This is a genomic window from Rhodobacteraceae bacterium IMCC1335 (genome assembly GCA_039640495.1).
Classification (GTDB): domain Bacteria; phylum Pseudomonadota; class Alphaproteobacteria; order Rhodobacterales; family Rhodobacteraceae; genus Thalassovivens.
Genome location: CP046864.1, coordinates 1,953,398 through 1,976,224 on the forward strand (window position 1 = coordinate 1,953,398; position 22,827 = coordinate 1,976,224).

The following is a 22,827-nucleotide window of genomic DNA, read 5'->3' on the forward strand; positions in this document are numbered from 1 at the left end:
GCCATGCATTTTTTGCATGGCGGGCATGCAATCTATAGGGGTCCATGCTTGTTGATTAACCACAGCGCACAGATTATGTGCATCTTCGAAAGCGATATGATTGTTTTTATACTCCCTGTTGGACCTGGCCGAGCCTTCATTGTCTCGGCCTCTTTTTTTCAAAACCTTCAAAATGGACAATTGCAACGGAACCGTGTTGCCTGTGCATTTTGATTGGTGCAAAAGAACCGGCGCCGTCAAGCTCAGCGTGCAAATAGCCTCCCTGGCCCATGATGCAAACCCAACAATCCAGATAAAGATTGCATGTGCCATGCCAGCACTTGATTAGAAGATAAAACGGGCGCGTTTATAACAGTTTCAATCTCTGGAATAGCCTCAAATGTTTGCAGATTGGTACAGGATAAGAACAGCGCATCCACGTTTTGATCAGACCAGAGCGCGCAGGCCGCTTCAACCACTGAGTGATGAGAAATACGCGCCACATTGGTTTCCAACGGCTCTTCAAATGATCCAAAAAGCGGCGTTTCAATATGCGCCTCCAGCAATCGGCGACGCAACGTTTTTGACACATCTTCAATGTAGGGTGACAAAACAGCAAGGCGCTTGATCTGCATCGCGTGACAGGCTGCAATCAACGCCGTCAATGGATCGCTGACTTGTTTTGTGCGACAATGGCGAATGATCAATTCAGCAATGCGCGCTGGCCCGATCACCGATGTTCCCGAGGTGCACCCATAGCCAACAACATCAAAATCGATAGGATTGGGCAGCAATCCTGCCGCCGCTGGCAAATCTTGTTCCATTTGAGCCAAGGTTTCCGCCGTGACATCTGGCGCACTGCGTATGCGCGAAACGTAAAAGCCCACGCCCTCTTGTGGCATCAAGCGCCGCATATCATATTCAATGGTTTCGTCGGCTTGTAACGTGATTAGACCCATATTTGCCCTCGCGCCAACCGGTTGGCCTAAGGCGTAAGGAAACGGCCCAGCCATCAATCCAGCCGGGGAAGGCTAAGCGAAGCTACGGGCGACAATTGTTCGGGGCCAGCCTCGCGGATAACAAAATCATCCTCATGGACCAGCAAACCGCCCCCGGGAATGGCTATACCCGGCTCTAATGTCAGCACCATACCCTCTTGTAAAATGGTCTGATCCGCCGCAATCAACGAAGGCCATTCGGTCAATTGCATTCCCAACCCATGACCCAAGCGCCCCGCATCGCCGGTTCCCTTGCCGCCGGTCACAATTTTATCCATCGCGTGAAACACATCTGCAGCAGTTTTTCCGGGCATCGCCGCTTCTTTGCCCGCCTCAACAGCCTCTAATAACCTGTCCCAAGCCGCGCTGAGCTCGGGCGCCGGTTTCCCCGCCACAAAATTTCGATCAAAATCGCAAAAATACCCATCATGAACCAAGCCGGTGTCAAGCATCAACGCATCGCCTGGCTGCAACAGTTCAGGTCCAGCGGGCGAGATCACATCATCATATCCTAAGGGGCCATGGCCCCCGGCAAGATAGGGGACCCAATCAGCTCCCTCTTGTAAACAAAGGCTCTGGAAGTCACGAAAAACTGCGTCTACCGGCCTGCCTTGCTGTGCAATCTCGGGTACCCTGTCAAAGGCGCGGCCGGCAATCTCGCAGGCCGTTTTGATTTTGGCAATCTCAGCCTCTGACTTGACCATCCGGAGGGAGCGCATGATCCCTTGGTCTGAGGTAAACTCGTATAGGGGCAAGGCAGCTTTCAAGCGCTCAAAATCGCCTAAAGGCATGCGTAAATGCGTTTCATGCCCCGATGGCACCGCGATGCGGCCAGATTTTGAAACCCGATCTTTGATCGCAGAGGCCAGCAAGCTTAACCCGTCATTCTCTAGGTCTGGGGAAGACCAGGTTCTGATATCCGTAATCCAGGTCTTTGACATCAATGCCGCACCAATCGATGGAATAACCGCTACCGGCTTGCCGGATTGAGGCAAGAGCAAAAACCAAGGGCGCGACGGGCTTTCCCAAAATCGGGTTAAATAGCCGGTAAAATAACGTATTTCTGGCTCGGTTGTCAAAAACATCGCATCCAACCCCGCCGACCGCATCGCGGCCTGAGCCCGCGAAACGCGGCCTTCGAATTCTGCGGTTTCAAACCCGCGCATCAGGAATCACTGGCCTCGCTGAGCACGCATAAAACGCGCGACTCATCACCAATACCTTCGATATTTTGGAACATCGCCGCTAAACCGGCTGCGCCAGAGGGCGTGGTTTCAAGATCAAGCGCGTTGAGATGCGGCAAAACTGCTTCTGCCTCTGCATCCGAAATCAAACAAAACAGATCTGCATCTTCTGCCAATCCTTGAAGCGCGATCAATGAGGGCTCTTTACAATCCAAACGGCCCATAGTGGACACTGGCCCCAAGGTGATTTTGGATTTGCCCGCTTTGATGCTGTTGTAAAGCGCCGGCGCGGCGTCGGGTTCAACAACGATAATTTGCGGCGCGCTGCCCCAGATTTTTCTAAAATAGCCAGCAGCGGCAGAGGCCAAGCCCCCAACGCCGGCCTGCAAAAGAATATGGGTCGGCGGGCTTTGCATTTGCTCAACTGCCTCCGCCGCCATAACCAAATACCCCTCCATCAGCTGATGCGGTGTCTCTAGATACTCGGCCCAAGACGTATCCGATAATAAAACCCATCCATTCTCGGACGCCGCCAAGAGCGCGGCCTGCAGACTGGCTTCATAATTATCACCAGCCCGCACGACCTCTGCGTCATGGCCGCGCAATTTTTCTGCAAAGCTTTCAGGCACCGTGTCTGAAAGATACACCACCGCCTTCGCGCCAAAAACCTTGGCCCCTGCCGCCACAGAAAGACCATGATTCCCGGCACTAGCGGTGACAAAAGTTTCACCTGTCAGATTACGTTTTTGGGCTGCTTGCGCTATTACATAAGCCGCTCCCAGCGCCTTGAAACTGCCCAACCCCATGCGCCCGCGCTCGTCTTTTATGAACACGTCCCCAGCGCCGCCAAACCCTTGCAAATGTTTCATCGGTGTCGGTGCGGCAACGGGGCATCGCGCCAAAAGCGTCTGCGGGGTTGCAGCATCATCGCTGGGACGGGGAATTTCCGGCATATTCAACCCATCGCGCATGCCAACATAAGGGTTTGCTAAAAGCTGCATCGCGGCCTCATCAAAAAGTTTAAAATCCGACGTTCACAAGAGAAGGAGTTGTGTTGACAGTCAAGCGATTATTTCATCCTTGGCGATTTCGATAAGCAAAATTTTAGCGTCACACCTGCCCTTCCCGGCCAACCCGCGGCCGCTTTTGCCTGGGCCGATTACTTGCTCTTGCGAAAAGCTTCCCGTATGAGGTGCAGAAAATGATCATTAGGGGCCAGAATGCGCGAACCAGAGATTTCAGATGAGCTTATTTCGGCCCATGGACTTGCACCAGATGAATATCAGAAGATTCTAGAGATCATCGGCCGCGCCCCGACTTTCACCGAATTGGGTATCTTTTCGGCTATGTGGAATGAGCATTGCTCGTATAAATCTTCAAAAAAATGGCTGCGCAGCTTGCCTATTAGCGGTCCACAAGTGATTTGTGGCCCAGGGGAAAATGCTGGCGTGGTTGATATTGGCGACGGACAGGCCGTTGTGTTTAAAATGGAAAGCCACAACCATCCCTCTTATATCGAACCTTATCAAGGTGCAGCAACCGGTGTTGGCGGAATTTTACGCGATGTGTTTACGATGGGTGCGCGACCGATAGCGGCAATGAATGCACTCAGCTTTGGCGCAGTGGATCATCCCAAAACGCGCCAATTGGTGCATGGCGTTGTGGCCGGAATTGGCGGCTATGGAAATTGTTTTGGTGTGCCGACGGTTGGTGGCGAATTGCGCTTTGATCCTGCCTATAACGGCAATTGTTTGGTTAACGCCTTTGCCGCCGGTTTGGCCGATGCAGATAAAATTTTCTATTCAGCAGCCTCTGGTGTTGGCATGCCCGTCGTTTATTTAGGCGCAAAAACCGGCCGCGACGGCGTGGGCGGCGCCACCATGGCTTCGGCTGAATTTGACGATACGATCGACGAAAAACGCCCCACCGTTCAAGTTGGTGACCCGTTTACAGAAAAACGCTTGATGGAAGCCTGTCTGGAACTGATGCAGACCGGGGCGGTGATTTCTATTCAAGATATGGGCGCGGCTGGTTTGACCTGCTCAGCGGTAGAAATGGGGGACAAGGGGAATTTGGGAGTGCGGCTCGACCTTGAGAAGGTGCCGACGCGTGAATTGAACATGACTGCGTATGAAATGATGCTTTCGGAATCTCAAGAACGCATGCTGATGGTGCTACAGCCTGAAAAAGAAGGAGAAGCGCGGGCTGTATTTGAAAAATGGGATCTTGATTTTGCGATTGTCGGGGAAACGATTGCAGAAGACCGTTTCCATATTTGCCTCAACGGAGAAACCAAAGCTGATTTGCCGCTCAAAGCCCTTTCTGGTAATGCGCCCGAATATGATCGGCCATGGGTTGAAACGCCCCCTGCGGCGGCCTTGGCAGATGTTCCTTATCTTGCTCCGATCGACGCGTTAAAGGCTTTGATCTGCGATCCGAACTATGCAAGCAAACGTTGGGTATATGAACAATATGACAGTCAGGTTATGGCCGATACGGTACAGGGCCCGGGCTTGGGCGCGGGGCTTATTCGGGTACATGGTACCGAAAAACAATTGGCCTTCACCAGCGATGTGACGCCACGCTATGTACAGGCCAACCCGTTTGAAGGTGGCAAGCAAGCCGTTGCAGAAGCCTATCGCAACCTGTGCGCCATGGGGGCAACGCCTTTGGCTACCACTGACAATATGAATTTTGGCAATCCAGAAAAACCGGAAATCATGGGCCAGTTTGTGGGCGCAATCAAAGGTATCAGCGCCGCCGTTTCTGCTTTGAATATGCCAATTGTTTCGGGAAATGTGAGTTTGTATAATGAAACCGACGGCGCTGCGATCTTACCAACGCCGACAATTGGCGCGGTTGGTCTGGTGGGCGCGCAGGACGAGCCGATTATCGGCGTTGCGCGCGCCGGACATGAAGCTTTGCTGTTGGGATCACCTGGCACGCATTTGGGCTGCTCAGCGCTGTTGAGCAGCGTTTTCAACCGCTCAGATGGAGATGCGCCAAGCGTTGATCTTGATGAAGAGCGGCGCAATGGTCAGTTTATTTTAGAGAACCGAGAGCTGATCAAGGCCTGCAGCGATTTATCCGATGGCGGTTTGGCGTTGGCAGCATTTGAAATGGCGCATGCAGCCGGCACCGGGCTTTATATTCAAAGCGAAGATATGTCCTATTTATTCGGTGAAGACCAAGCCCGCTATCTCATCGCTTGCAATTTTGATCAGGCTGAAGCGCTGATGATCGCGGCCGGTCAAGCCGGCGTGACGCTTTCATCAATCGGTCGGTTTGAGGGCGATCAGTTGCGCTTTGGATCCGCGCAAGCAGATCTAAGCGGGCTGTCAGAGCTTTATAATTCGAGCTTTGGAACCCTGTTTGATTAGACAAGATTGACAGAAGGCGCCCGGGCGTGTTTTCTTTTCGGATCAGCTCTTGCACACCCACTGGCCGCATCCTACATTTGAGCAGAAAGTGAGGCTTGCATCATGGCTATGACGGCGCAGGAAATAGAAGATCTTATTCGGGCTGAATTTCCCGATGCTGATATCACGATCAAAGATTTGAGGGGCGACGGCAACCATTATGCCGCCGAGGTAATTGACGCCAGTTTCCGAGGCAAAAATCGGGTTCAACAGCAAAGATCTGTTTATGCCGCGCTAAAGGGTAAAATGGATGGCGCCCATGGCGAATTGCACGCGCTCGCTTTAACCACTAAGGCGCCCTGAGTTAAACTTTAAATCACGCACACCCGAAGCAAAAACATAAAATCACCGACGGCTTTGTAGAGAAACAAAACATTGACCTGTAAATAAGAGAGATCCAGATGAGCGAAACTCAAGTACAAATAGAAGAGACCATCAAATCAAATTCTGTCGTGCTGTACATGAAGGGCACCAAAGAGATGCCGCAATGCGGGTTTTCAAGCCGTATCGCTGGTGTGTTGAATTATATGGATGTCGATTACAAAGATATCAATGTTTTGGCCGATGATGCGATCCGTCAGGGAATCAAAGAATTTGCTGATTGGCCAACGATTCCTCAACTCTATGTGAATGGTGAATTTATCGGCGGATGCGATATTGTTACCGAGATGACCTTATCGGGTGAATTGGATACGCTTTTTTCAGAGAATAACGTCGCCTTCGACAAGGATGCCGCCGATAAAATTCGCGAAGCAAACGGATAAGTGCCCTAAGCTGAGCGTATTTGCTCTCGTCACACCTAAATCATCCACTTAGCGTCCGAGTGCGGCCAATTCTTCGCCGCGCTCAACAAGCCGGTTGAGAATAGACAGGCTTTCGGCATCCAAACGCCCCGAGTCATTTCCGGTTTGATTTTCAGCAAATTGGGCAAGTTTTTCTTCGGCTTGTGCAAGCTGAACCTTTAATGTCGCCATCTTATCCGCCAACATCAACCCCGCCATTAACAGCATGCGTTGTTCTGGAAGGCGCCCTATTTGGGCAGAAAGCTCGGTGGCTTCCGCGTCAAGCAGCGCCGCAGCAGCCTTCAAAAACCCCTCTTGCCCCGGCTCGCAGGCCACGTCAAAGGGGCGCTTGCCGATCTCAACATTTACGCGTGCCATTTATGCCTCTCCATTCTCTGAGATATTCGTTCGGCCAAGCAGTTTTGCCAAATCCTCATAGAGTTGTTGAACTTCAAACGCCTGCTCTTTGCGCGCTTGCTCGCACGCTTCAAGGCGCTGCGCCAAATCCGCTTTCTCAGCGCTTAGCCTGTTTATGATTTCCTGATTATCGTATCCAGGTTTTAGCTCTGCCAGCGCCGAAAGCTCTGATTTCAGGCCGGCATTATCAGCTTTTAACCTGTCAAGTTCAGCGAAGGCGTGATCTTTTTTATCACTGGCTTGCGGTAACGATTTCAAATGCACCGCGATATGATCAAGAGCAGCATCCATACGCTTTTCGAATTCTTTAATTTGCTCCATCGCCTAACCTTTTGCTTCTTCACGCGTTTTATAAATCAAGCATATCTTCTGATGCGGCTCAAATCCAGATGAAACTTTCGGCAAAGCGCGTTCAAAACCATCGCCGAGATATCTCAGTGATGGTAAATCACCGTTTCAGGCTGCGGGTTCTGCTTGAACTTCGCGGCAGGGCTGTTATGCAGCCCTCGTTCTTCGCTTTTTATAGGAAATAATGCCGATATGGATATTCAAACGCTACGTTCTTTGCATTCAGACCATTGGCAGAACGCCTGTGCCATTCGTACCCTGACATTGGATGCAATCGCCGCTGCAAATTCGGGCCATTCCGGAATGCCAATGGGCATGGCTGATGTCGCTACCGTGCTCTATGAAAAGCATCTTAAGTTCGATCCGCAAAACCCCACCTGGCCAGATCGCGATCGCTTCATTCTATCGGCCGGCCATGGGTCAATGCTGCTTTACAGCTTGCTCCATTTGACGGGCTATAAAGATTTTCCGATCGAAGAGCTTAAAAATTTCCGCCAATTGGGCGCTAAAACTGCGGGCCACCCTGAGAATTTTCTGTCTGATGCTATCGAGACAACAACCGGGCCACTCGGTCAAGGAATCGCCAACGCGGTGGGATTCGCGATGGCAGAGGAAATACAACGCGCGCGCTATGGTCAAAAAATTGTGGATCATTTCACCTATGTGATAGCGGGCGATGGATGTCTGATGGAAGGCGTGAGCCAAGAGGCGATCGGGCTCGCCGGGCGCCATGCTTTAAGCAAACTGGTGGTGTTTTGGGATAATAACAACATCACGATTGATGGCAGCGTCGATTTGGCCGACCGCACTGATCAATTGGCGCGTTTCACTGCCTCAGGCTGGCATGTGCAAGAAATTGACGGCCATGATCCCGCAGCGATTGACCACGCGATCACAGCGGCAAAAAAATCCAAACAGCCCTCAATGATTGCTTGCAAAACGCATATCGCTCTTGGATCAAGTGCCCAAGACACGTCAAAAGGCCATGGCGCGCTTACCGACCCACAAATGATTGCAGACACTAAAGAAGCATATGGCTGGTCATCCGTCGCGTTCGATATTCCCAAAGATATCAAATCTGCATGGGAAGGCTTTGGAGCCCGCGGCCAATCCGAGCATGCGCAATGGACTGCGCGTTTCGAGGCTCTATCCGCCAGCAAACAAGCCGAGTTTGCGCGTGCCTATGCGTATGAAGCGCCCACCAAACTTGCATCCGCTATCCGCAAGTTCAAAAAAGAAATCTCGGAAACAGCTCCAAAGCAAGCCACCCGCAAATCGAGCGAACTGGCGTTAAACGTGATCAACCCCATCCTGCAAGAAACAGTCGGCGGATCGGCAGATTTATCTGGATCAAACAATACGCGCTCGAAAGATATGAGCACTTTTGATATCGATAACCGCGCTGGCCGCTATGTATATTGGGGCATTCGTGAACATGGTATGGCCTCGGCGATGAACGGAATGGCGTTGCATGGGGGCATTCGCCCCTATGGTGGTACTTTTATGTGCTTTACCGATTACGCACGCCCCGCAATGCGGTTAGCGGCCCTGATGAAGGTTCCAACCGTATTTGTCATGACGCATGACAGTATTGGTTTGGGCGAAGACGGACCAACTCATCAGCCGGTCGAACATTTGGCGATCAGTCGCGCCACGCCCAATACATATGTCTTCCGCCCTGCTGATGCCGTTGAAACGGCTGAAGCCTGGGAATTGGCCTTCACCAGCCCAAAAACACCCTCTGTATTGGCGCTGTCGCGGCAAAACCTGCCAACCGTACGTTTGAGCCATAAAACGGCCAATCTCTCAGCCCGCGGCGCCTATGTGTTGGCAGAAGCAAGGGGCAAGCGCGAGGTTATTTTGATCGCAACCGGCTCGGAGGTAAGCCTGGCCATTGCAGCACGCAATATCTTGCAAGAAAAAGGCATTGGCACGCGCGTTGTATCAATGCCCTGCATGGAATTATTCGCGGCGCAAGATGAGCGCTATCGCAGATCCGTTTTGCCCGCGGGCAGCGCAGTGCGTGTGGGTATCGAAGCAGGGATCCGCCAAGGGTGGGATCAATGGCTATTGGGCGAGCGTGCACGGGCAAATCGTTCTGCCTTTATCGGCATGTCAGGTTTCGGAGCCTCTGCGCCAGCTGGTACTTTATTTGAACATTTTGGAATAACGGCAAAGGCTGTTGCGTCTTGCGCCGAAAACCTTCGCTAACCAAAATAGCTCTTACTTAGGCCATCGGGTGAGTCGCAAATTTAGGCGCACAAAGCCCGTTGGCCCATCGGGACTATTTTTAAAACATATTGTTAGCGCAAGCATTTTTTAAACTGCACAAGTTATCGCTAACATATTGGAAAATAGAAGATAAACAGTATCCAACGCCATTTAAACATTCTATAGATGCCTCATTAAATTGAGGTAAGCGATGACAGTCACAGTGGGAATAAACGGCTTCGGGCGGATCGGCCGCTCAACATTGGCTCATATTGCGGAAAGCGCAAGAAATGATGTCCAAGTCGTTAAGATCAACGCCACCGGCCCTGTGGAAACCAATGCGCATTTGTTGCGCTATGACAGCGTTCATGGCCGCTTTCCCGGCACGGTAAGTGTTGCCGAGAACACGATTGATTTGGGCCGCGGACCGATGCATGTGATGTCATCTTATGACCCGGCCGCGCTAGATTGGTCTGGTTGTGATGTGGTATTAGAATGCACTGGTCAGTTTAATGATGGTTTAAAATCTTCCATCCATCTGGAGAGAGGTGCCAAATCCGTTTTGATTTCGGCCCCCGCCAAAAACGTAGATAAAACGATCGTTTATGGCGTGAACCATCGCGACCTGCGCGCCGAACATCGGCTGGTTTCAAATGGGTCTTGCACAACCAATTGCCTCGCACCGCTGGCGAAAACGTTAAATGATGCAATCGGTATTGAGCGCGGGATTATGACCACGATCCACTCTTACACTGGTGATCAACCAATGCTGGACCGCCGACATAATGATCTTTACCGCGCCCGCGCAGCCGCGATGGCGATGATCCCCACTTCAACCGGGGCAGCCAAAGCCCTTGGAGAGGTTCTGCCCGAGCTTTCCGGTAAGCTGGACGGCACCGCAATGCGGGTGCCAACACCCAATGTATCAGCCGTTGACCTGACATTTGAGGCGGCAAAAACCGTAACGGTTGAAGAGGTGAATGCCGTTATTGAAGAAGCTGCTGCAGGGCATATGGGGCATGTACTCTCCTACGATCCAGAACCAAAAGTTTCGATCGATTTCAACCACACGCCCTATTCGACAATCTTTGCACCGGATCAAACCAAAGTGATCGGAGGGCGCACCGTTCGCGTCTTGGCATGGTATGATAATGAATGGGGGTTTTCATGCCGCATGGCAGATGTTGCCGCGACCATGGGGCAGTTGCTGCACTGACCATATCAAGGCCAAACCGCCTTTGCACGCCGCATAGCTATGGCCACTTAAGGGTCAAAGAGCAGTAGCGTTGGAGTTATCGGCTTGGCTTGCTCCCAAAGCTCATCAAAACTTATATAAAACCGACGGCCATGCGCCGCATTCAGGCTATTTGCAGTTGACTTTCCGAGTAAATTGTAAATGTTAGCGCTAACTAAATAGAAACGACAGAGGCAGAGATGACTACAAAAATCGCTATTAATGGCTTTGGCCGCATTGGTCGCAATATTTTGCGGGCATTTTCAGAAAATCCGCGCAATGATCTGGAAATTATAGCGATCAATGATCTTGGCCCTGTTCAAACAAATGCGCATCTTTTAAAATATGACAGCGTCCATGGTCGGTTCGGCGCTGAGATTAAAATCACTGATAATTCTATTGATATTGGTCATGGACCAATCGCGGTGACAGCGATCCGCAATCCTACCGAGCTGCCTTGGAAGGATGTCGATATTGTATTGGAATGCACGGGGTTTTTCACAGAGCGTGCCACAGCCGCCCAGCATCTTGAAAATGGTGCCGCCAGGGTGATTGTATCGGCCCCTTGTAAAGACGCTGATAAAACCATCGTCTATGGCGTTAATCACAGCGCTTTAAACGACCAAGACATCGTAATCTCTAACGCGTCCTGTACAACAAATTGCCTTGCTCCGGTGGCACAGGTGCTGAATGACAGTATCGGCTTGAAACGGGGCTTTATGACAACGATCCATAGCTACACTGGCGACCAACCCACTTTAGACACGATGCATAAAGATCTCTATCGTGCGCGCTCTGCCGCGCTCAACATGATCCCGACCACCACTGGCGCGGCCCGCGCGGTTGGGTTGGTGATGCCAGATTTGTTGGGAAAATTGGATGGCGTTTCCATCCGAGTGCCAACGCCGAACGTGTCTTGCGTAGATCTGACATTTGAAGCCAGTCGAGATACCACGATTAACGAAATCAATGCCGCGCTTGAAGCGGCCGCTGCTGAAGGCGCGTTAAAAGGCGTTTTGGGCACCACCAATGAACCTCTTGTGTCAATGGATTTCAACCACGACAGCCGCTCAAGCATCGTGGCGTTGGATCAAACAAAGGTTATGGAAGGCACGATGTGCCGCATCCTGTCTTGGTATGACAATGAATGGGGCTTTTCGAACCGTATGCTGGACACAGCTACGCAAATGGCTAAGTTTCTTTAAGCAGAGGCGGAGATCACTTGGGAAGTTTGGTCTGCAAGCTTTCCAAAACTTTCGGCGTAACAAATTTAGACGCATCACCGCCCAATCGGGCGATTTCCTTCACCAATTTTGACGCAATCGCTTGATGTTTGGCTTCAGCCATTAGAAAGACGGTTTCGATCGATGAATCCATCGCCCGGTTCATACCCACCATTTGAAATTCATATTCAAAATCGGCAACCGCCCGCAACCCACGCACGATAACCTGCGCTTTTACATCACGGGCGCAATCGATCAAAAGGTTTTCAAACGGATGCGCCACGATCTCTGTACCAGTTTTCAGCGATAAAACGGCACATTCCGCCTCGATCAAGGCAACGCGCTCTTCTAATGTGAACAAAGGCCCTTTATCGCGATTTATGGCCACACCGATCACCAATCGATCCACCAGCATCGCCGCGCGTTGAATAATATCAATATGACCGAGCGTTATCGGGTCAAACGTACCAGGATAAAGACCAATGCGCATCTTATCACTCATTCGCTACTGTTTTAAGCCGCTCAAATATTATTCCGCGGTCAAATGCAAGGGGCTAATGCCCCATAATCATGCCTTGTAGCGCATCTTTCTCCATCAAAATCTCTTGTAGTTGGGCGAAAATCACATCGCCCTGCGAGATCAAACCGATCAACGCACCCGCTTCCAAAACCGGCATATGACGAAACCGGTTTTCCGTCATCAGCGCCAAAACATCATCCGCGCTTGTTTGTGGGCTGCAGGTCACAACGTGGCGCGACATAAATTGTTCAACCGGCGCTGATAGAGCAGTCGTTCCGGCTTCGGATAATGCGCGAATGATATCCCTCTCAGAGAGGATACCGAGCGCGTCTTTGCCCGTTTCTGAAACGATAACCACACCAATCTTATGCGCCACAAGAATTGAAATGGCCTCAGACAGATCTGTCTTTAAAGGCACCGTGATCAAATTCGCGTTATTTTTTGTATTAAGAATGTGCTGAACAAACATACCACCACCTCTTATTTTTAAATCAACCACATAACTTCAGGCTGAAGCCATAACAGGCAGCTGTCAAGCTAAGGCTTCTAATCGGCTGATTTCAGCCCGAATCCCGACAACAAGCGCCTGCGCGAGGCGGTTCATACGCTCAAGGCGATGATCTTCTTTATAGCGTAAAAGATAGAAACTTCGCGTTAAAGACAGCTGATCAGGTATTATGCGTTTCAGGCTACCTGAAGATGGCAGTGCGAAATCATGCGCGATCCCGATCCCCGCCCCTGCCCGCAGCCAATGATACTGCACAGAAACTGAATTTGATCCCAACACCACCCGATCTTGCCCAAGATAATTTTGATAATCTAATTCCTTGTCAAAAATCATATCGGCTATATAGCCAATAATTTTATGCATTTTTAAATCTAATAACGTTTGCGGCGCCCCGAATTTTTCCAAATACTCTTCAGAAGCGGCCAAATGCAATTTATATTCGGTTATTTTTTGCACGCTCAAACGGGCGGAATTCGGTGGGCTCACTGCGATCGCCATATCGGCTTCGCGCTTGGTCAAGTTGACAACCCGTGGCATGGAAACAATCTGGATATCTAAATCAGGATTGGCACGCGAGATATCCGCGCAGACTTTCGGCAGCACAAAATTTGCGCAGCCATCCGGCGCTCCTATCCGAATTTGGCCGCTCAACGTTCCTTCACGGCCTTGCAAGTCGCGCGCTAAATCTGCCATCGCGCCCTCCATCGATAATGCGTGCCGCAAAAACTGATCTCCCGATCCTGTCAACACGTACCCAACCGAAGACCGTGCAAATAAAACAACCCCCGCGCGCTCTTCCAGCCGTGTCACACGGCGCCCAACCGTGGCCGGATCGATCCGCAGTGAACGTGCGGCGGCAGATAAGGTTTCATGACGGGCAACAGCCAAAAACACTCTGATATCATCCCAATTTTGCTGCACGCCATCACACCCTGCATTTATGCATTATCTATTTGTGATATTGCCCCTGTTCATAGCATTTTTGCAAGACTATGCTCACATCAAATTGACAGGAGAAAACCATGACTGAATTAACGCATTATATTGGTGGGGCCCATGTAAAAGGAACCTCCGGGCGCTTTGCGGATGTGTACAATCCCGCCACCGGGGAGGTGCAAGCAAAAGTGCCTCTGGCGTCAGCCGCCGAGATATCTCAGGCTGTAGAAATTGCCGAAACGGCGCAGCGCGCATGGGGGGCCGTGAACCCGCAGCGACGTGCCCGCGTCATGATGAAATTTGTCGACCTGCTGAACCGTGATATGGATCAACTTGCCGAAGCGCTTAGCCGGGAACATGGCAAAACTCTGCCAGATGCCAAAGGCGATGTGCAGCGCGGTTTGGAAGTGGTGGAATATTGCATCGGTGCACCGCAAATGCTCAAGGGCGAATTCACCGATAGCGCCGGCCCTGGCATTGATATGTATTCGATGCGTCAGGCATTAGGGGTTACGGCTGGAATAACCCCATTCAACTTTCCCGCAATGATCCCGATGTGGATGTTTGCGCCGGCGATTGTCTGCGGCAATGCCTTCATTCTCAAACCATCAGAAAGAGACCCTTCAGTGCCTTTAATGCTTGCGGAGCTGATGGAGGAGGCAGGGTTGCCAAAAGGCGTTTTACAAGTGGTGAATGGCGATAAAGAAGCGGTTGACGCGATTTTGGACAATCCTGTGATCCAATCGATCGGATTTGTCGGATCAACGCCGATCGCCGAGTATATTTACGGGCGCGGCTGCAGCAATGGCAAACGCGTTCAGTGCTTTGGTGGTGCCAAGAACCATATGATCATCATGCCAGATGCGGATATGGATCAGGCAGCCGATGCGTTGATAGGCGCCGGATATGGGGCTGCAGGCGAGCGCTGTATGGCGATTTCGGTTGCGGTGCCTGTAGGCGATGAAACCGCTGACCGCCTGATTGAAAAATTAGTGCCGCGTATTGAAAAACTGAAAGTTGGCCCTTACACGGCGGACGATGAGGTTGATTATGGCCCGGTTGTCACCAAAGCTGCGCAACAAAATATTCTGGGATTGGTAGAAAGCGGCATAAAGCAAGGCGCGGAATTAGTTGTCGATGGGCGTGATTTCAGCCTGCAAGGCTATGAAGATGGATTTTTTGTTGGCCCGCATCTTTTTGACCGGGTCACTCCAGAAATGGACATCTATAAAAAGGAAATTTTTGGCCCAGTTCTCAGCACAGTACGCGCCGGAAGCTATGAAGAAGCCATCTCATTGGCTATGGATCATGAATATGGCAATGGCACGGCAATTTTCACGCGCGATGGAGATGCGGCGCGCGATTTTGCCAATCGGATCAATATTGGCATGGTCGGTATTAACGTTCCAATCCCAGTGCCCCTTGCCTATCACACTTTTGGTGGTTGGAAAAAATCCGTGTTTGGCGATTTGAACCAACACGGGCCCGACGCGTTTAAATTCTATACAAGAACCAAAACCATCACGTCTAGATGGCCCTCTGGGATCAAAGAAGGCGGCGAGTTTAACTTTAAAGCGATGGATTAACGCATCTGGGTAAGCTGCACCACTCTAGCGGCTTACCCCTCTCGAATCTGAGCCGGTCAAATGGGCATGTGAGCAAACGCGCAAAGCGGCCTAAGCCGCAAGCTCACTTGCCATCTTGTGGCTTGCATAGAGGTCAGGAAAGCGCCAATCATGCCACCGCACCTTAACAACACACATGCAGGAGGACTTCTTTGGATTTTTCGTTAAGCAGCGAACAAACCGCCATCTTTGATATGGCTTATGAGTTTGGCCAAGAGCATATCGCCCCCTTTGCGCGCGATTGGGAAAATCAAGGCACCATTCCAAAAGAGCTGTGGCCTAAAGTCGCGCAGCTGGGTTTGGGCGGTATTTATGTCTCCGACGAGATGGGGGGATCCGGCTTAAGTCGGCTAGATGCGACCTTAGTGTTTGAAGCTTTGGCAATGGCCTGCCCGTCAGTCTCGGCGTTTTTATCAATTCACAATATGTGTGGCGGCATGATCGATCGTTACGGCGATCCAGAAACCCGCGCAAGATGGTTGCCGCGCTTATGCCAAATGGATTTGATTTTCAGCTATTGTCTGACCGAACCAGGTTCGGGATCAGACGCGGCAGCGCTGCGCAGTCAAGCCACGCGTACCAATGAAGGGTATCGGCTTAACGGAACCAAAGCCTTTATCTCGGGTGGGGGGTATTCAGATGCCTATATTGTAATGGCCCGCACCGGGGCCGAGGGTCCAAAAGGTGTCTCGGCTTTCATAGTTGAAGCGGGCAGCGATGGGCTAAGCTATGGTGCTCTTGAGGATAAAATGGGCTGGCGCGCGCAGCCCACGGCGCAAGTTCAGTTTGACGCATGTCCAATTCCTGCTCAAAATCTGCTGGGTGAAGAAGGCAAAGGGTTTCACTATGCGATGGCTGGGCTGGATGGTGGCCGCTTGAATATTGCAGCAAGCGCCTTGGGCGGCGCGGAACAGGCTTTGCAAGCCACGCTGGCCTATATGGGAGAGCGCAAGGCCTTCGGCAAAACGATTGATCAATTTCAAGCCCTACAGTTCAACTTGGCGGATATGGAAGTAAAGCTGCAAGCCGCGCGCAGCTTCTTGCGCCAAGCCGCGTGGAAATTAGACATGCAGGCCCCGGATGCCACAAAATTCTGCGCTATGGCAAAGCTCATGGTCACCGACAATGCCTTTGAAACTGCCAATCAATGCCTGCAATTGCATGGTGGCTATGGATATCTTGCCGATTACGGCATTGAAAAAATCGTTCGTGATTTGCGCGTCCACCAAATTTTGGAAGGCACCAACGAAATCATGCGGATGATTATTGCGCGCCAAATGCTGGCAGATAGATGAGCGATATCTCTATTCGCCAGATTGGTCACGCCGGGCGTATCACCTTACAACGGCCCGAGGCGCTTAATGCCATCACTGCTGATATGTGCAGCGCGATCGAGCGGGCGCTGCTGACCTGGCGCGATAAAAATGATATCGAGGTAGTGATTATTGATGCACAGGGCGATCGGGCTTTTTGTTCTGGGGGAGATATTTCTGAATTATACAAGACCGGCCGCCAAGGGGATTATGCATATGGGCAGGCGTTTTGGGCGGCTGAATATCGCCTGAACGCATTAATCTATCATTACCCCAAACCCTATATCGCGTTCATGCAAGGGTTTACGATGGGCGGAGGCGTTGGAATTTCATGCCATGGCAGCCACCGTATTGTGGGAGAAACCAGCCAAATTGCGATGCCAGAATGTGGCATCGGGTTGATCCCCGATGTGGGCGGATCCTATATTCTTGCCTGCGCTCCGGGCTATTTGGGCGAATATTTGGGTTTAACAGCGGCAAGGATGGCCGCTGCAGATGCGATATATGCCGGCTTTGCGGATCACTTCATTCCACTAAGTCACTGGAAAACCTTGATCGAAACTTTAGAGAAAACGGGAAATACCGAGCATATCGCCAACGCGGCCCAGCCTGCGCCCAGCAGCGAATTAAAAGCCCTTCAAACGCAAATAGATCGGCATTTCTCGAATGAAACATTGGCGGGATTGATCTCTTCCCTCACCACGAGCGATGATGAATTCAGTCAAAAAAGTCTAAAAATGGTAAGCAGAAACGCACCTTTATCGATGGCCAGTACAATTTTGCTGCTGCGCCAATTGCGCGATGAAGGCCCCGATATCTTGCGCGCTTTGCAATATGAATACAGGTTTACCGCGCGCTCTATGGAGATTGGTGATTTTTTAGAAGGTGTTCGCGCGGCGATTATCGACAAAGACAGGAACCCGCATTGGCAATATAATCTGACAGAGGTCCCGCAAAAGGCCAGCCAGAGCATGTTGGCCCCATTGGACGCTTTGGAATTGAACGTGAAGGAGAGTTAAATGCAAATTGGATTTATTGGCCTTGGAAATATGGGGCGCCCAATGGCGGAAAACCTTGCACATGCAGGCCATATGGTGCGCGGATTTGATACGGTGAGCGTGCATGCCGAGGGGGTTGAAATCATGGATTCGGCCACTGCCGCCGCAACCGGCGCCGATATCGTGATTACCATGCTGCCGAACGGCGCAATTCTAAAATCTATTGCGGCCCAGATTATACCGGATATGCGCGCAGATAGCATTTTTCTGGATTGCTCGACAGTCGATGTGCAAAGCGCAAGGGATGTAAGCGAAATGGCCAATGCCGCCAATATCGCGAGCTTGGATGCACCCGTCTCCGGCGGCATCGGCGGCGCTTCAGCAGGCACGCTTACCTTTATGGTCGGCGGAGCTGAGACAGCATTCCATACCGCAAAACCACTATTTGACGTTATGGGTCAAAAATCTGTTCACTGCGGTAAAAGCGGCAATGGGCAAGCGGCTAAAATCTGCAATAATATGATCCTTGGCGCAACCATGGTTGTAACTTGCGAAGCCTTCGCGCTGGCCGATAAATTGGGGCTAGACCGTCAATCAATGTTTGATGTGGTTAGCACCTCCTCGGGATATAGCTGGTCGATGAATGCCTATTGCCCTGCGCCGGGTATTGGGCCGAATTCGCCCGCAGATAATGGCTATCAGCCCGGATTTTCGTCAGAATTGATGCTCAAGGATCTTCGTCTCAGCCAACAAGCCGCGCAAGCAGTGGCGGCTGACACGCCGCTCGGGCAAGCAGCAACGCAGCTCTATCAAACTTTCGTAGAAGACGAAGATGGCCTTGGAAAAGATTTTTCAGCGATGTTGCCGCGCTTTGAACAACGCAAGCGCTCCTAAAAGCTTTACCCCCAGTCAGATTGAAACTTAGGGCTTAGAACCAATGAAAACATAAGTATATTCGACGGTCAGCTGCGCCTAAAACAGCGCAAAATTCAAAACCTATTTGACGTTACAGATCAATGCGTATCAACCACCTGTACGCGAGCGCGTCGATCTAAACTTTCCAATGAACGGCGCTGCGATACCGTTTACCTCCCAGCATAATACCCAATTTTACAATAAAGCTTGCGTCACAAGCCGCTCATGAACATATAAGAGGGTCAGAAACGGGTCGAACAGTGGCCCAGTAAACATTGGAAGTAAAATATGAATTTTCGCATTTCGATCCGCAACGCTCTTGGCGCCATAAGTCTTTGTATGGCGTCCTTCGTACATGCTCAACAATCTGAGCAGAATGCGGCAGAGTCATTGTCACTTGGTTTGAATATAGAAGTTCCAAATATCGGCCAACCCTATATTGCTGAACGGTTAGGCGATTGGAACATGCGCTGCATACGCAGCGAGAACGGGCAAGATCCATGCGAATTGTTTCAATTATTGGTCAATAATGAAGGTAATCCATTAAGCGAGATTATGGTCTTTCCGCTTCCACAGGGACAAGCCGCAATCGCCGGTGCAACAATTATCGTGCCGCTTAAAACGCTTTTAACAGCACGCATGACGATTGGCTTTGATACAGAAACAACAAAAAGTTACCCCTATTCATTCTGCACAGAAATCGGATGCATCGCACGCATCGGTCTAACTGAAGGCGATATTGCATTGATGAAGGCGGGCAATCAATCTGTCATTACGATCCGTCATATGGATGCGCCAGACAAAGCCTTAAATTTAAACCTATCGCTCAGCGGATTTACTGCCGGATTCAATAAAATATCAAATCAATAATATTATTGGGCTGCTAGAAACTTAATGACTGATTGCGCCGCCCGTTCGCCCGGCGGGTGACCGTTTTGTCCAAGCGCCTGCATTGTGCTGTGCATAGCTTGGATCTGTCCCATTGGATCGTCAAGCACCTTTAAAACGCTTGGCGTGATCAACTCTTCCCGACAATTCTCGGCGATGAATTCGGGGATAGATTTGCTATCTGTAATCAAATTGACCAAACTCACCGTTTCGACCTTTAGCATGCGTCCTATGATTTGCCGCGACAAAAACCCCATATCATAGGCAATCACCATGGGGGTAAGCGTGGCAGCAAGTTCTAAAGATACGGTGCCTGAAGCCGCAAGAGCCACATCTGCAGCCTGAAATGCGGCGCGCTTTTGCCTGTGAGCTTGCGCATTTGAGCGTGGTTCAATGAGAATCGGCTTAACCGGCCAGGTCGCGATCTGGTCCTTCACCAAAGTCACAACCGACGCCGCCATCGGCAATACAAATCTCAAATCAGGGCGAGCTGCATGCAGTTTTTCGACTACTTTTCCAAACACAGGCGCCAGGCGTTTGATCTCTGAACCGCGTGATCCGGGCAAGCATAAGATCATTGGCGCGTCATTAATACCCGTTTCTGCCCGAAACCGTTGAGCTTCATCGCGCGTGGCACGGGGATCGTTGACAACGGGATGCCCCACAAAATCACAACTCATACCCGCGGCCTGCATATAGGGTGGCTCAAATGGAAAAAGCGCCAAAACATGATCCACGAAAGGTGACATTTTCCGCGCACGCCCAGGCCGCCAGGCCCAAACCGTTGGCGCAACATAATGAACACTCGGAACCTGCTTTCTGCGTCGAACAGCTTTGGCAAGGCGCAGCGAAAATTCGGGCAGGTCAATTGTAATCAACACATCCGCCCTCCCGTCTATCACCGCATCCGCCGCTTCTGCAATGCGCCGTTTTAAAAACCTGTATTTTGACAAGATCTCTGAAATTCCCATCAAGGAGATATCAGACATTGGAAATAAAGTTTTTAAGCCCGCCTGTTCCATCAATGGCCCGCCGACCCCGTAGAATTCGGGCGCATTGGGCATGTGTTTGAGAAGGCCCGCCATCAGCGCTGCCCCAAGTTTATCGCCAGAGGCCTCTCCCGCGAGCAAAAAAATCTTCATTGCGTGCTCTCACGGGCCTGCAGGAAAATATTCAACTCAGAACAACGTTGGGTTATTTTCTCACGCTCAAGCAGAAGAACTTTTTTCGGTGTAACAACGATGCCAGCAAGCCCTGCGGCAGCAACATGTGATAGGGTATCCACCCCGATCGCGGGCATATCCGCGCGTAAATCCTGGCCGGCTTTGGGCCGCTTCACAAAAATCCCACGGTCCGGATTGCGCAACGCAGCGGCTGTCTGGGCGACCGTTTTTAACATAAAGTCAGTCCCTTGTAGCGTCTCTATTGCCAATAACTGCCCTGCTTCCACCACGACCCCTTGCCCCACATCTACAGCGGCAAGTGATTTCAATACATGATCGGCTTTTTGGACCTCATCCGCATAATCTCTACTCATTTTTCCCAATAGCAGACCCGGCTCAGCGGTTATATTCGGCACAAGTTGATCCGCCCCAACAATATCAAAACCTTGACTTTCAAACAAACCGATCACAAAGCGTAATAAGAAATCATCCCCTTGCCGCATGGCTTTTGAAAGATCAGGAATTACGGCGCGCGTGAAGGCATCAAACAGCTCGGGATCAAACGCGGGTCGTTGCATTGCACCGGCCAAAACAACCTTTGTCACGCCAGCTGCGCGCAGGCTGTCAAAAAGCGCCCCCAAACGTTCCAAAGAAAAGAAATTAATCGCATGTGCGGGCCGGTCATAGCTGAGGTGTTGAAAACCACAAAACATAGCCTGCGGGTGTGCCTGCGCCACCAGCGTTGGCAAAACGCCCGAACCTGCGAGGATCGCCAAGCGCCCCGTCATATCACTCACCTGGGGTGAGAAAAGAGCGATCCGACGAGGCCGTTACGAAATCAACAATATGCTGGACGTAATCGCTATCGGTTTCATCGCCCAACCGTTTTGCGCGGTCTTGAAAGGTTCCATCGCCCTGCGCCAACATTTGAAACGCGGCCCGTAATGCGGTTATATCCCCCCGCGAGACGCCGCGGCGCTTTAGGCCAACAAGGTTCAACCCGTCTAACTGCCCCCGTGGCGCTTGCACCAGACCATAGGGGATAACATCATTGGTCACCATCGTTAGGGCGCCAATAATTGCCCCTCGACCAATACGCACAAATTGATGGATACCCGCCAAGCCCCCCACCAAAACATCATCTTCTATTATGCAATGCCCACCGATCGCCGCGCTGTTTACAACGATAATCCGATCCGCAAGCAGTGCATCATGCGCAACATGACAGCCCGCCAAAAATAATCCATCATTGCCAACCTGAGTGATCCCACCGCCGCCTTCGGTGCCCGTATTCATCGTTACATGCTCGCGGATACAATTGCGGGCCCCGATAAGCAGCCGCGTTTGCTCGCCCTTGAATTTTTTATCCTGCGGAATTTCTCCCAACACTGCGAAAGGAAAAACGGTAGTGTCATCACCAATATCTGTGCGCCCTGTCACAACCACATGGCTCTTCAAAACCACACGATCGCCTAAAGACACATCTTTTCCAACATGACAGAACGGCCCGATATGGCAGCCTAAGCCCAGCTCAACCCCATCCTCAACAATGGCGCTGGGGTGAATAAATGTATCGCTCACGACGGCACCACATTCGAAAGGTCCATCATGGCTGTAAACTCTGCCTCAGCGGCCATTTCGCCATTCACGCTGGCGCGGCCTGAAAATTTCCAAACCTTCGCGCCTACCTTTCCACGTAAGGTTGTGATTTGCATCTTCAGATGATCCCCAGGCCCGACCTTACGACGGAACTTACAATTATCGATTGACATAAAATAAATCAGCATATTCTTATCCGCTAATCCCAGCGTGCTGCCCACCATAACCGCCGCCGTTTGCGCCATCGCCTCAACCATCAGAACCCCGGGCATAATCGGCGTACCTGGAAAATGGCCTTGAAACTGCGGTTCATTCATCGTGACGTTTTTATGCCCAAGCGCAGAGGCGGTTCCAACGATATCAGTGACGCGATCCACCAATAAAAACGGATACCGATGCGGCAAAATACGTTGGATTAATTGGATATCCGCCTCAGTTCCAGAATCTGCCATGTTTCGCCCCTATCTTGTTCTTTTTATCAAAATCTAGCTAGCAACCCTGCAAGCCCAACACAAGTACCCTGCGATTTTCTTTCCCAACACGCGAGCTCTTAACAAAAAGGAAATA

The 22,827-nt window shown here is 51.1% G+C and carries 23 protein-coding genes; 11 read left to right on the plus strand and 12 right to left on the minus strand.

Translation table 11 applies throughout. The features are described from left to right. Positions 1 to 242: 242 nt before the first annotated feature. Genes GN241_09285 through GN241_09295 form a run of 3 tightly spaced genes read right to left on the minus strand, consistent with a single transcriptional unit; the run spans position 243 to position 3,162 of the window. Positions 243 to 992, minus strand: coding sequence for an Asp/Glu racemase (locus GN241_09285; GenBank protein XAT57535.1), 750 nt, complete (start codon positions 990 to 992; stop codon positions 243 to 245). Further along, the gene (locus tag GN241_09290) at positions 992 to 2,146 is read right to left on the minus strand and encodes a M24 family metallopeptidase (GenBank protein XAT57536.1); all 1,155 of its coding nucleotides are present in this window, start codon (positions 2,144 to 2,146) and stop codon (positions 992 to 994) included. Before GN241_09290 ends, GN241_09285 begins: the two co-directional genes overlap by 1 nt. After that, entirely contained in the window at positions 2,143 to 3,162 is a 1,020-nt protein-coding gene (locus GN241_09295) for a pyridoxal-phosphate dependent enzyme (protein XAT57537.1), read from the minus strand. The genes GN241_09290 and GN241_09295 overlap by 4 nt, the downstream gene beginning before the upstream one ends. Positions 3,163 to 3,381: 219 nt before the next feature. On the opposite strand from GN241_09295, the gene purL reads away from it, so the two are divergent. The 3 genes from purL to grxD all read left to right on the plus strand — a co-directional run bounded on the left by purL (position 3,382) and on the right by grxD (position 6,344). Further along, entirely contained in the window at positions 3,382 to 5,541 is a 2,160-nt protein-coding gene (gene purL, locus GN241_09300) for a phosphoribosylformylglycinamidine synthase subunit PurL (protein ID XAT57538.1), read from the plus strand. Between the two features lie 102 nt (positions 5,542 to 5,643). Next, a complete protein-coding gene (locus GN241_09305) occupies positions 5,644 to 5,883 on the plus strand; it encodes a BolA/IbaG family iron-sulfur metabolism protein (GenBank protein XAT57539.1) in 240 nt (79 codons plus the stop codon). Between the two features lie 98 nt (positions 5,884 to 5,981). Further along, positions 5,982 to 6,344 carry a Grx4 family monothiol glutaredoxin gene (gene grxD, locus GN241_09310; protein XAT57540.1) on the plus strand — a complete coding sequence of 121 codons (363 nt, stop codon included), beginning with the start codon at positions 5,982 to 5,984 and terminating at the stop codon, positions 6,342 to 6,344. Between the two features lie 48 nt (positions 6,345 to 6,392). Here the strand turns inward: grxD and zapA are convergent, their stop codons facing one another. Next, a complete protein-coding gene (gene zapA, locus GN241_09315) occupies positions 6,393 to 6,740 on the minus strand; it encodes a cell division protein ZapA (GenBank protein ID XAT57541.1) in 348 nt (115 codons plus the stop codon). Beyond that, on the minus strand, positions 6,741 to 7,100 hold the full coding sequence (locus tag GN241_09320) for a hypothetical protein (GenBank protein XAT57542.1): 360 nt from the start codon (positions 7,098 to 7,100) through the stop codon (positions 6,741 to 6,743). Between the two features lie 219 nt (positions 7,101 to 7,319). Here GN241_09320 and tkt point away from each other — a divergent pair, with 219 nt between their 5' ends. From tkt to gap (GN241_09335), 3 genes are all read left to right on the plus strand, one after another. After that, on the plus strand, positions 7,320 to 9,338 hold the full coding sequence (gene tkt, locus GN241_09325) for a transketolase (GenBank protein ID XAT57543.1): 2,019 nt from the start codon (positions 7,320 to 7,322) through the stop codon (positions 9,336 to 9,338). A 211-nt stretch (positions 9,339 to 9,549) separates the two neighbouring features. After that, on the plus strand, positions 9,550 to 10,554 hold the full coding sequence (gene gap, locus GN241_09330; protein XAT57544.1) for a type I glyceraldehyde-3-phosphate dehydrogenase: 1,005 nt from the start codon (positions 9,550 to 9,552) through the stop codon (positions 10,552 to 10,554). A gap of 218 nt (positions 10,555 to 10,772) precedes the next feature. Further along, entirely contained in the window at positions 10,773 to 11,777 is a 1,005-nt protein-coding gene (gene gap / locus GN241_09335) for a type I glyceraldehyde-3-phosphate dehydrogenase (GenBank protein ID XAT57545.1), read from the plus strand. A gap of 13 nt (positions 11,778 to 11,790) precedes the next feature. Here gap (GN241_09335) and coaD read toward each other — a convergent pair whose 3' ends face one another. The 3 genes from coaD to GN241_09350 form a co-directional block, all read right to left on the minus strand. Further along, the gene (gene coaD / locus GN241_09340; GenBank protein ID XAT59243.1) at positions 11,791 to 12,285 is read right to left on the minus strand and encodes a pantetheine-phosphate adenylyltransferase; all 495 of its coding nucleotides are present in this window, start codon (positions 12,283 to 12,285) and stop codon (positions 11,791 to 11,793) included. 64 nt (positions 12,286 to 12,349) lie between these two features. Next, a complete protein-coding gene (locus GN241_09345; GenBank protein XAT57546.1) occupies positions 12,350 to 12,784 on the minus strand; it encodes a CBS domain-containing protein in 435 nt (144 codons plus the stop codon). Positions 12,785 to 12,847: 63 nt separating this feature from the next. Further along, complete coding sequence (locus GN241_09350) at positions 12,848 to 13,744, minus strand: LysR family transcriptional regulator (protein XAT57547.1); 897 nt, start codon at positions 13,742 to 13,744, stop codon at positions 12,848 to 12,850. Between the two features lie 101 nt (positions 13,745 to 13,845). Here GN241_09350 and mmsA point away from each other — a divergent pair, with 101 nt between their 5' ends. The 5 genes from mmsA to GN241_09375 all read left to right on the plus strand — a co-directional run bounded on the left by mmsA (position 13,846) and on the right by GN241_09375 (position 19,480). Continuing rightward, positions 13,846 to 15,345 (plus strand): CoA-acylating methylmalonate-semialdehyde dehydrogenase, encoded by a 1,500-nt coding sequence (mmsA, locus tag GN241_09355; protein XAT57548.1) that lies wholly within the window; start codon positions 13,846 to 13,848, stop codon positions 15,343 to 15,345. Between the two features lie 191 nt (positions 15,346 to 15,536). After that, positions 15,537 to 16,679: an acyl-CoA dehydrogenase gene (locus GN241_09360; protein ID XAT57549.1), complete on the plus strand. Its 1,143-nt coding sequence runs from the start codon at positions 15,537 to 15,539 to the stop codon at positions 16,677 to 16,679. Beyond that, positions 16,676 to 17,716 (plus strand): enoyl-CoA hydratase/isomerase family protein, encoded by a 1,041-nt coding sequence (locus GN241_09365; protein ID XAT57550.1) that lies wholly within the window; start codon positions 16,676 to 16,678, stop codon positions 17,714 to 17,716. Before GN241_09360 ends, GN241_09365 begins: the two co-directional genes overlap by 4 nt. Continuing rightward, positions 17,717 to 18,589 carry a 3-hydroxyisobutyrate dehydrogenase gene (gene mmsB / locus GN241_09370; GenBank protein ID XAT57551.1) on the plus strand — a complete coding sequence of 291 codons (873 nt, stop codon included), beginning with the start codon at positions 17,717 to 17,719 and terminating at the stop codon, positions 18,587 to 18,589. A 309-nt stretch (positions 18,590 to 18,898) separates the two neighbouring features. Further along, positions 18,899 to 19,480 carry an invasion associated locus B family protein gene (locus GN241_09375; GenBank protein ID XAT57552.1) on the plus strand — a complete coding sequence of 194 codons (582 nt, stop codon included), beginning with the start codon at positions 18,899 to 18,901 and terminating at the stop codon, positions 19,478 to 19,480. Between the two features lie 2 nt (positions 19,481 to 19,482). Here GN241_09375 and lpxB read toward each other — a convergent pair whose 3' ends face one another. From lpxB to fabZ, 4 genes are read right to left on the minus strand one after another with little or no spacing between them, the layout of a single operon-like run. Then, complete coding sequence (gene lpxB, locus GN241_09380) at positions 19,483 to 20,640, minus strand: lipid-A-disaccharide synthase (protein ID XAT57553.1); 1,158 nt, start codon at positions 20,638 to 20,640, stop codon at positions 19,483 to 19,485. Beyond that, entirely contained in the window at positions 20,637 to 21,449 is an 813-nt protein-coding gene (gene lpxI, locus GN241_09385) for a UDP-2,3-diacylglucosamine diphosphatase LpxI (GenBank protein XAT57554.1), read from the minus strand. The genes lpxB and lpxI overlap by 4 nt, the downstream gene beginning before the upstream one ends. A gap of 1 nt (position 21,450) precedes the next feature. Further along, complete coding sequence (gene lpxA / locus GN241_09390; GenBank protein XAT57555.1) at positions 21,451 to 22,242, minus strand: acyl-ACP--UDP-N-acetylglucosamine O-acyltransferase; 792 nt, start codon at positions 22,240 to 22,242, stop codon at positions 21,451 to 21,453. Next, positions 22,239 to 22,712: a 3-hydroxyacyl-ACP dehydratase FabZ gene (gene fabZ / locus GN241_09395; protein ID XAT57556.1), complete on the minus strand. Its 474-nt coding sequence runs from the start codon at positions 22,710 to 22,712 to the stop codon at positions 22,239 to 22,241. Before fabZ ends, lpxA begins: the two co-directional genes overlap by 4 nt. Positions 22,713 to 22,827 lie beyond the last annotated feature (115 nt).

Excerpts from the sequence above, each read along its gene's own strand:
- GN241_09285 (XAT57535.1), bottom strand. The coding sequence starts at position 992 with ATGGCTGGGCCGTTTCCTTACGCCTTAGGCCAACCGGTTGGCGCGAGG.
- GN241_09295 (XAT57537.1), bottom strand. The coding sequence starts at position 3,162 with ATGCAGCTTTTAGCAAACCCTTATGTTGGCATGCGCGATGGGTTGAAT.
- purL (XAT57538.1), top strand. The coding sequence starts at position 3,382 with ATGCGCGAACCAGAGATTTCAGATGAGCTTATTTCGGCCCATGGACTT.
- GN241_09305 (XAT57539.1), top strand. The coding sequence starts at position 5,644 with ATGGCTATGACGGCGCAGGAAATAGAAGATCTTATTCGGGCTGAATTT.
- grxD (XAT57540.1), top strand. The coding sequence starts at position 5,982 with ATGAGCGAAACTCAAGTACAAATAGAAGAGACCATCAAATCAAATTCT.
- zapA (XAT57541.1), bottom strand. The coding sequence starts at position 6,740 with ATGGCACGCGTAAATGTTGAGATCGGCAAGCGCCCCTTTGACGTGGCC.
- GN241_09320 (XAT57542.1), bottom strand. The coding sequence starts at position 7,100 with ATGGAGCAAATTAAAGAATTCGAAAAGCGTATGGATGCTGCTCTTGAT.
- tkt (XAT57543.1), top strand. The coding sequence starts at position 7,320 with ATGGATATTCAAACGCTACGTTCTTTGCATTCAGACCATTGGCAGAAC.
- gap (XAT57544.1), top strand. The coding sequence starts at position 9,550 with ATGACAGTCACAGTGGGAATAAACGGCTTCGGGCGGATCGGCCGCTCA.
- gap (XAT57545.1), top strand. The coding sequence starts at position 10,773 with ATGACTACAAAAATCGCTATTAATGGCTTTGGCCGCATTGGTCGCAAT.
- coaD (XAT59243.1), bottom strand. The coding sequence starts at position 12,285 with ATGCGCATTGGTCTTTATCCTGGTACGTTTGACCCGATAACGCTCGGT.
- GN241_09345 (XAT57546.1), bottom strand. The coding sequence starts at position 12,784 with ATGTTTGTTCAGCACATTCTTAATACAAAAAATAACGCGAATTTGATC.
- mmsA (XAT57548.1), top strand. The coding sequence starts at position 13,846 with ATGACTGAATTAACGCATTATATTGGTGGGGCCCATGTAAAAGGAACC.
- GN241_09365 (XAT57550.1), top strand. The coding sequence starts at position 16,676 with ATGAGCGATATCTCTATTCGCCAGATTGGTCACGCCGGGCGTATCACC.
- mmsB (XAT57551.1), top strand. The coding sequence starts at position 17,717 with ATGCAAATTGGATTTATTGGCCTTGGAAATATGGGGCGCCCAATGGCG.
- GN241_09375 (XAT57552.1), top strand. The coding sequence starts at position 18,899 with ATGAATTTTCGCATTTCGATCCGCAACGCTCTTGGCGCCATAAGTCTT.
- lpxB (XAT57553.1), bottom strand. The coding sequence starts at position 20,640 with ATGAAGATTTTTTTGCTCGCGGGAGAGGCCTCTGGCGATAAACTTGGG.
- lpxI (XAT57554.1), bottom strand. The coding sequence starts at position 21,449 with ATGACGGGGCGCTTGGCGATCCTCGCAGGTTCGGGCGTTTTGCCAACG.
- fabZ (XAT57556.1), bottom strand. The coding sequence starts at position 22,712 with ATGGCAGATTCTGGAACTGAGGCGGATATCCAATTAATCCAACGTATT.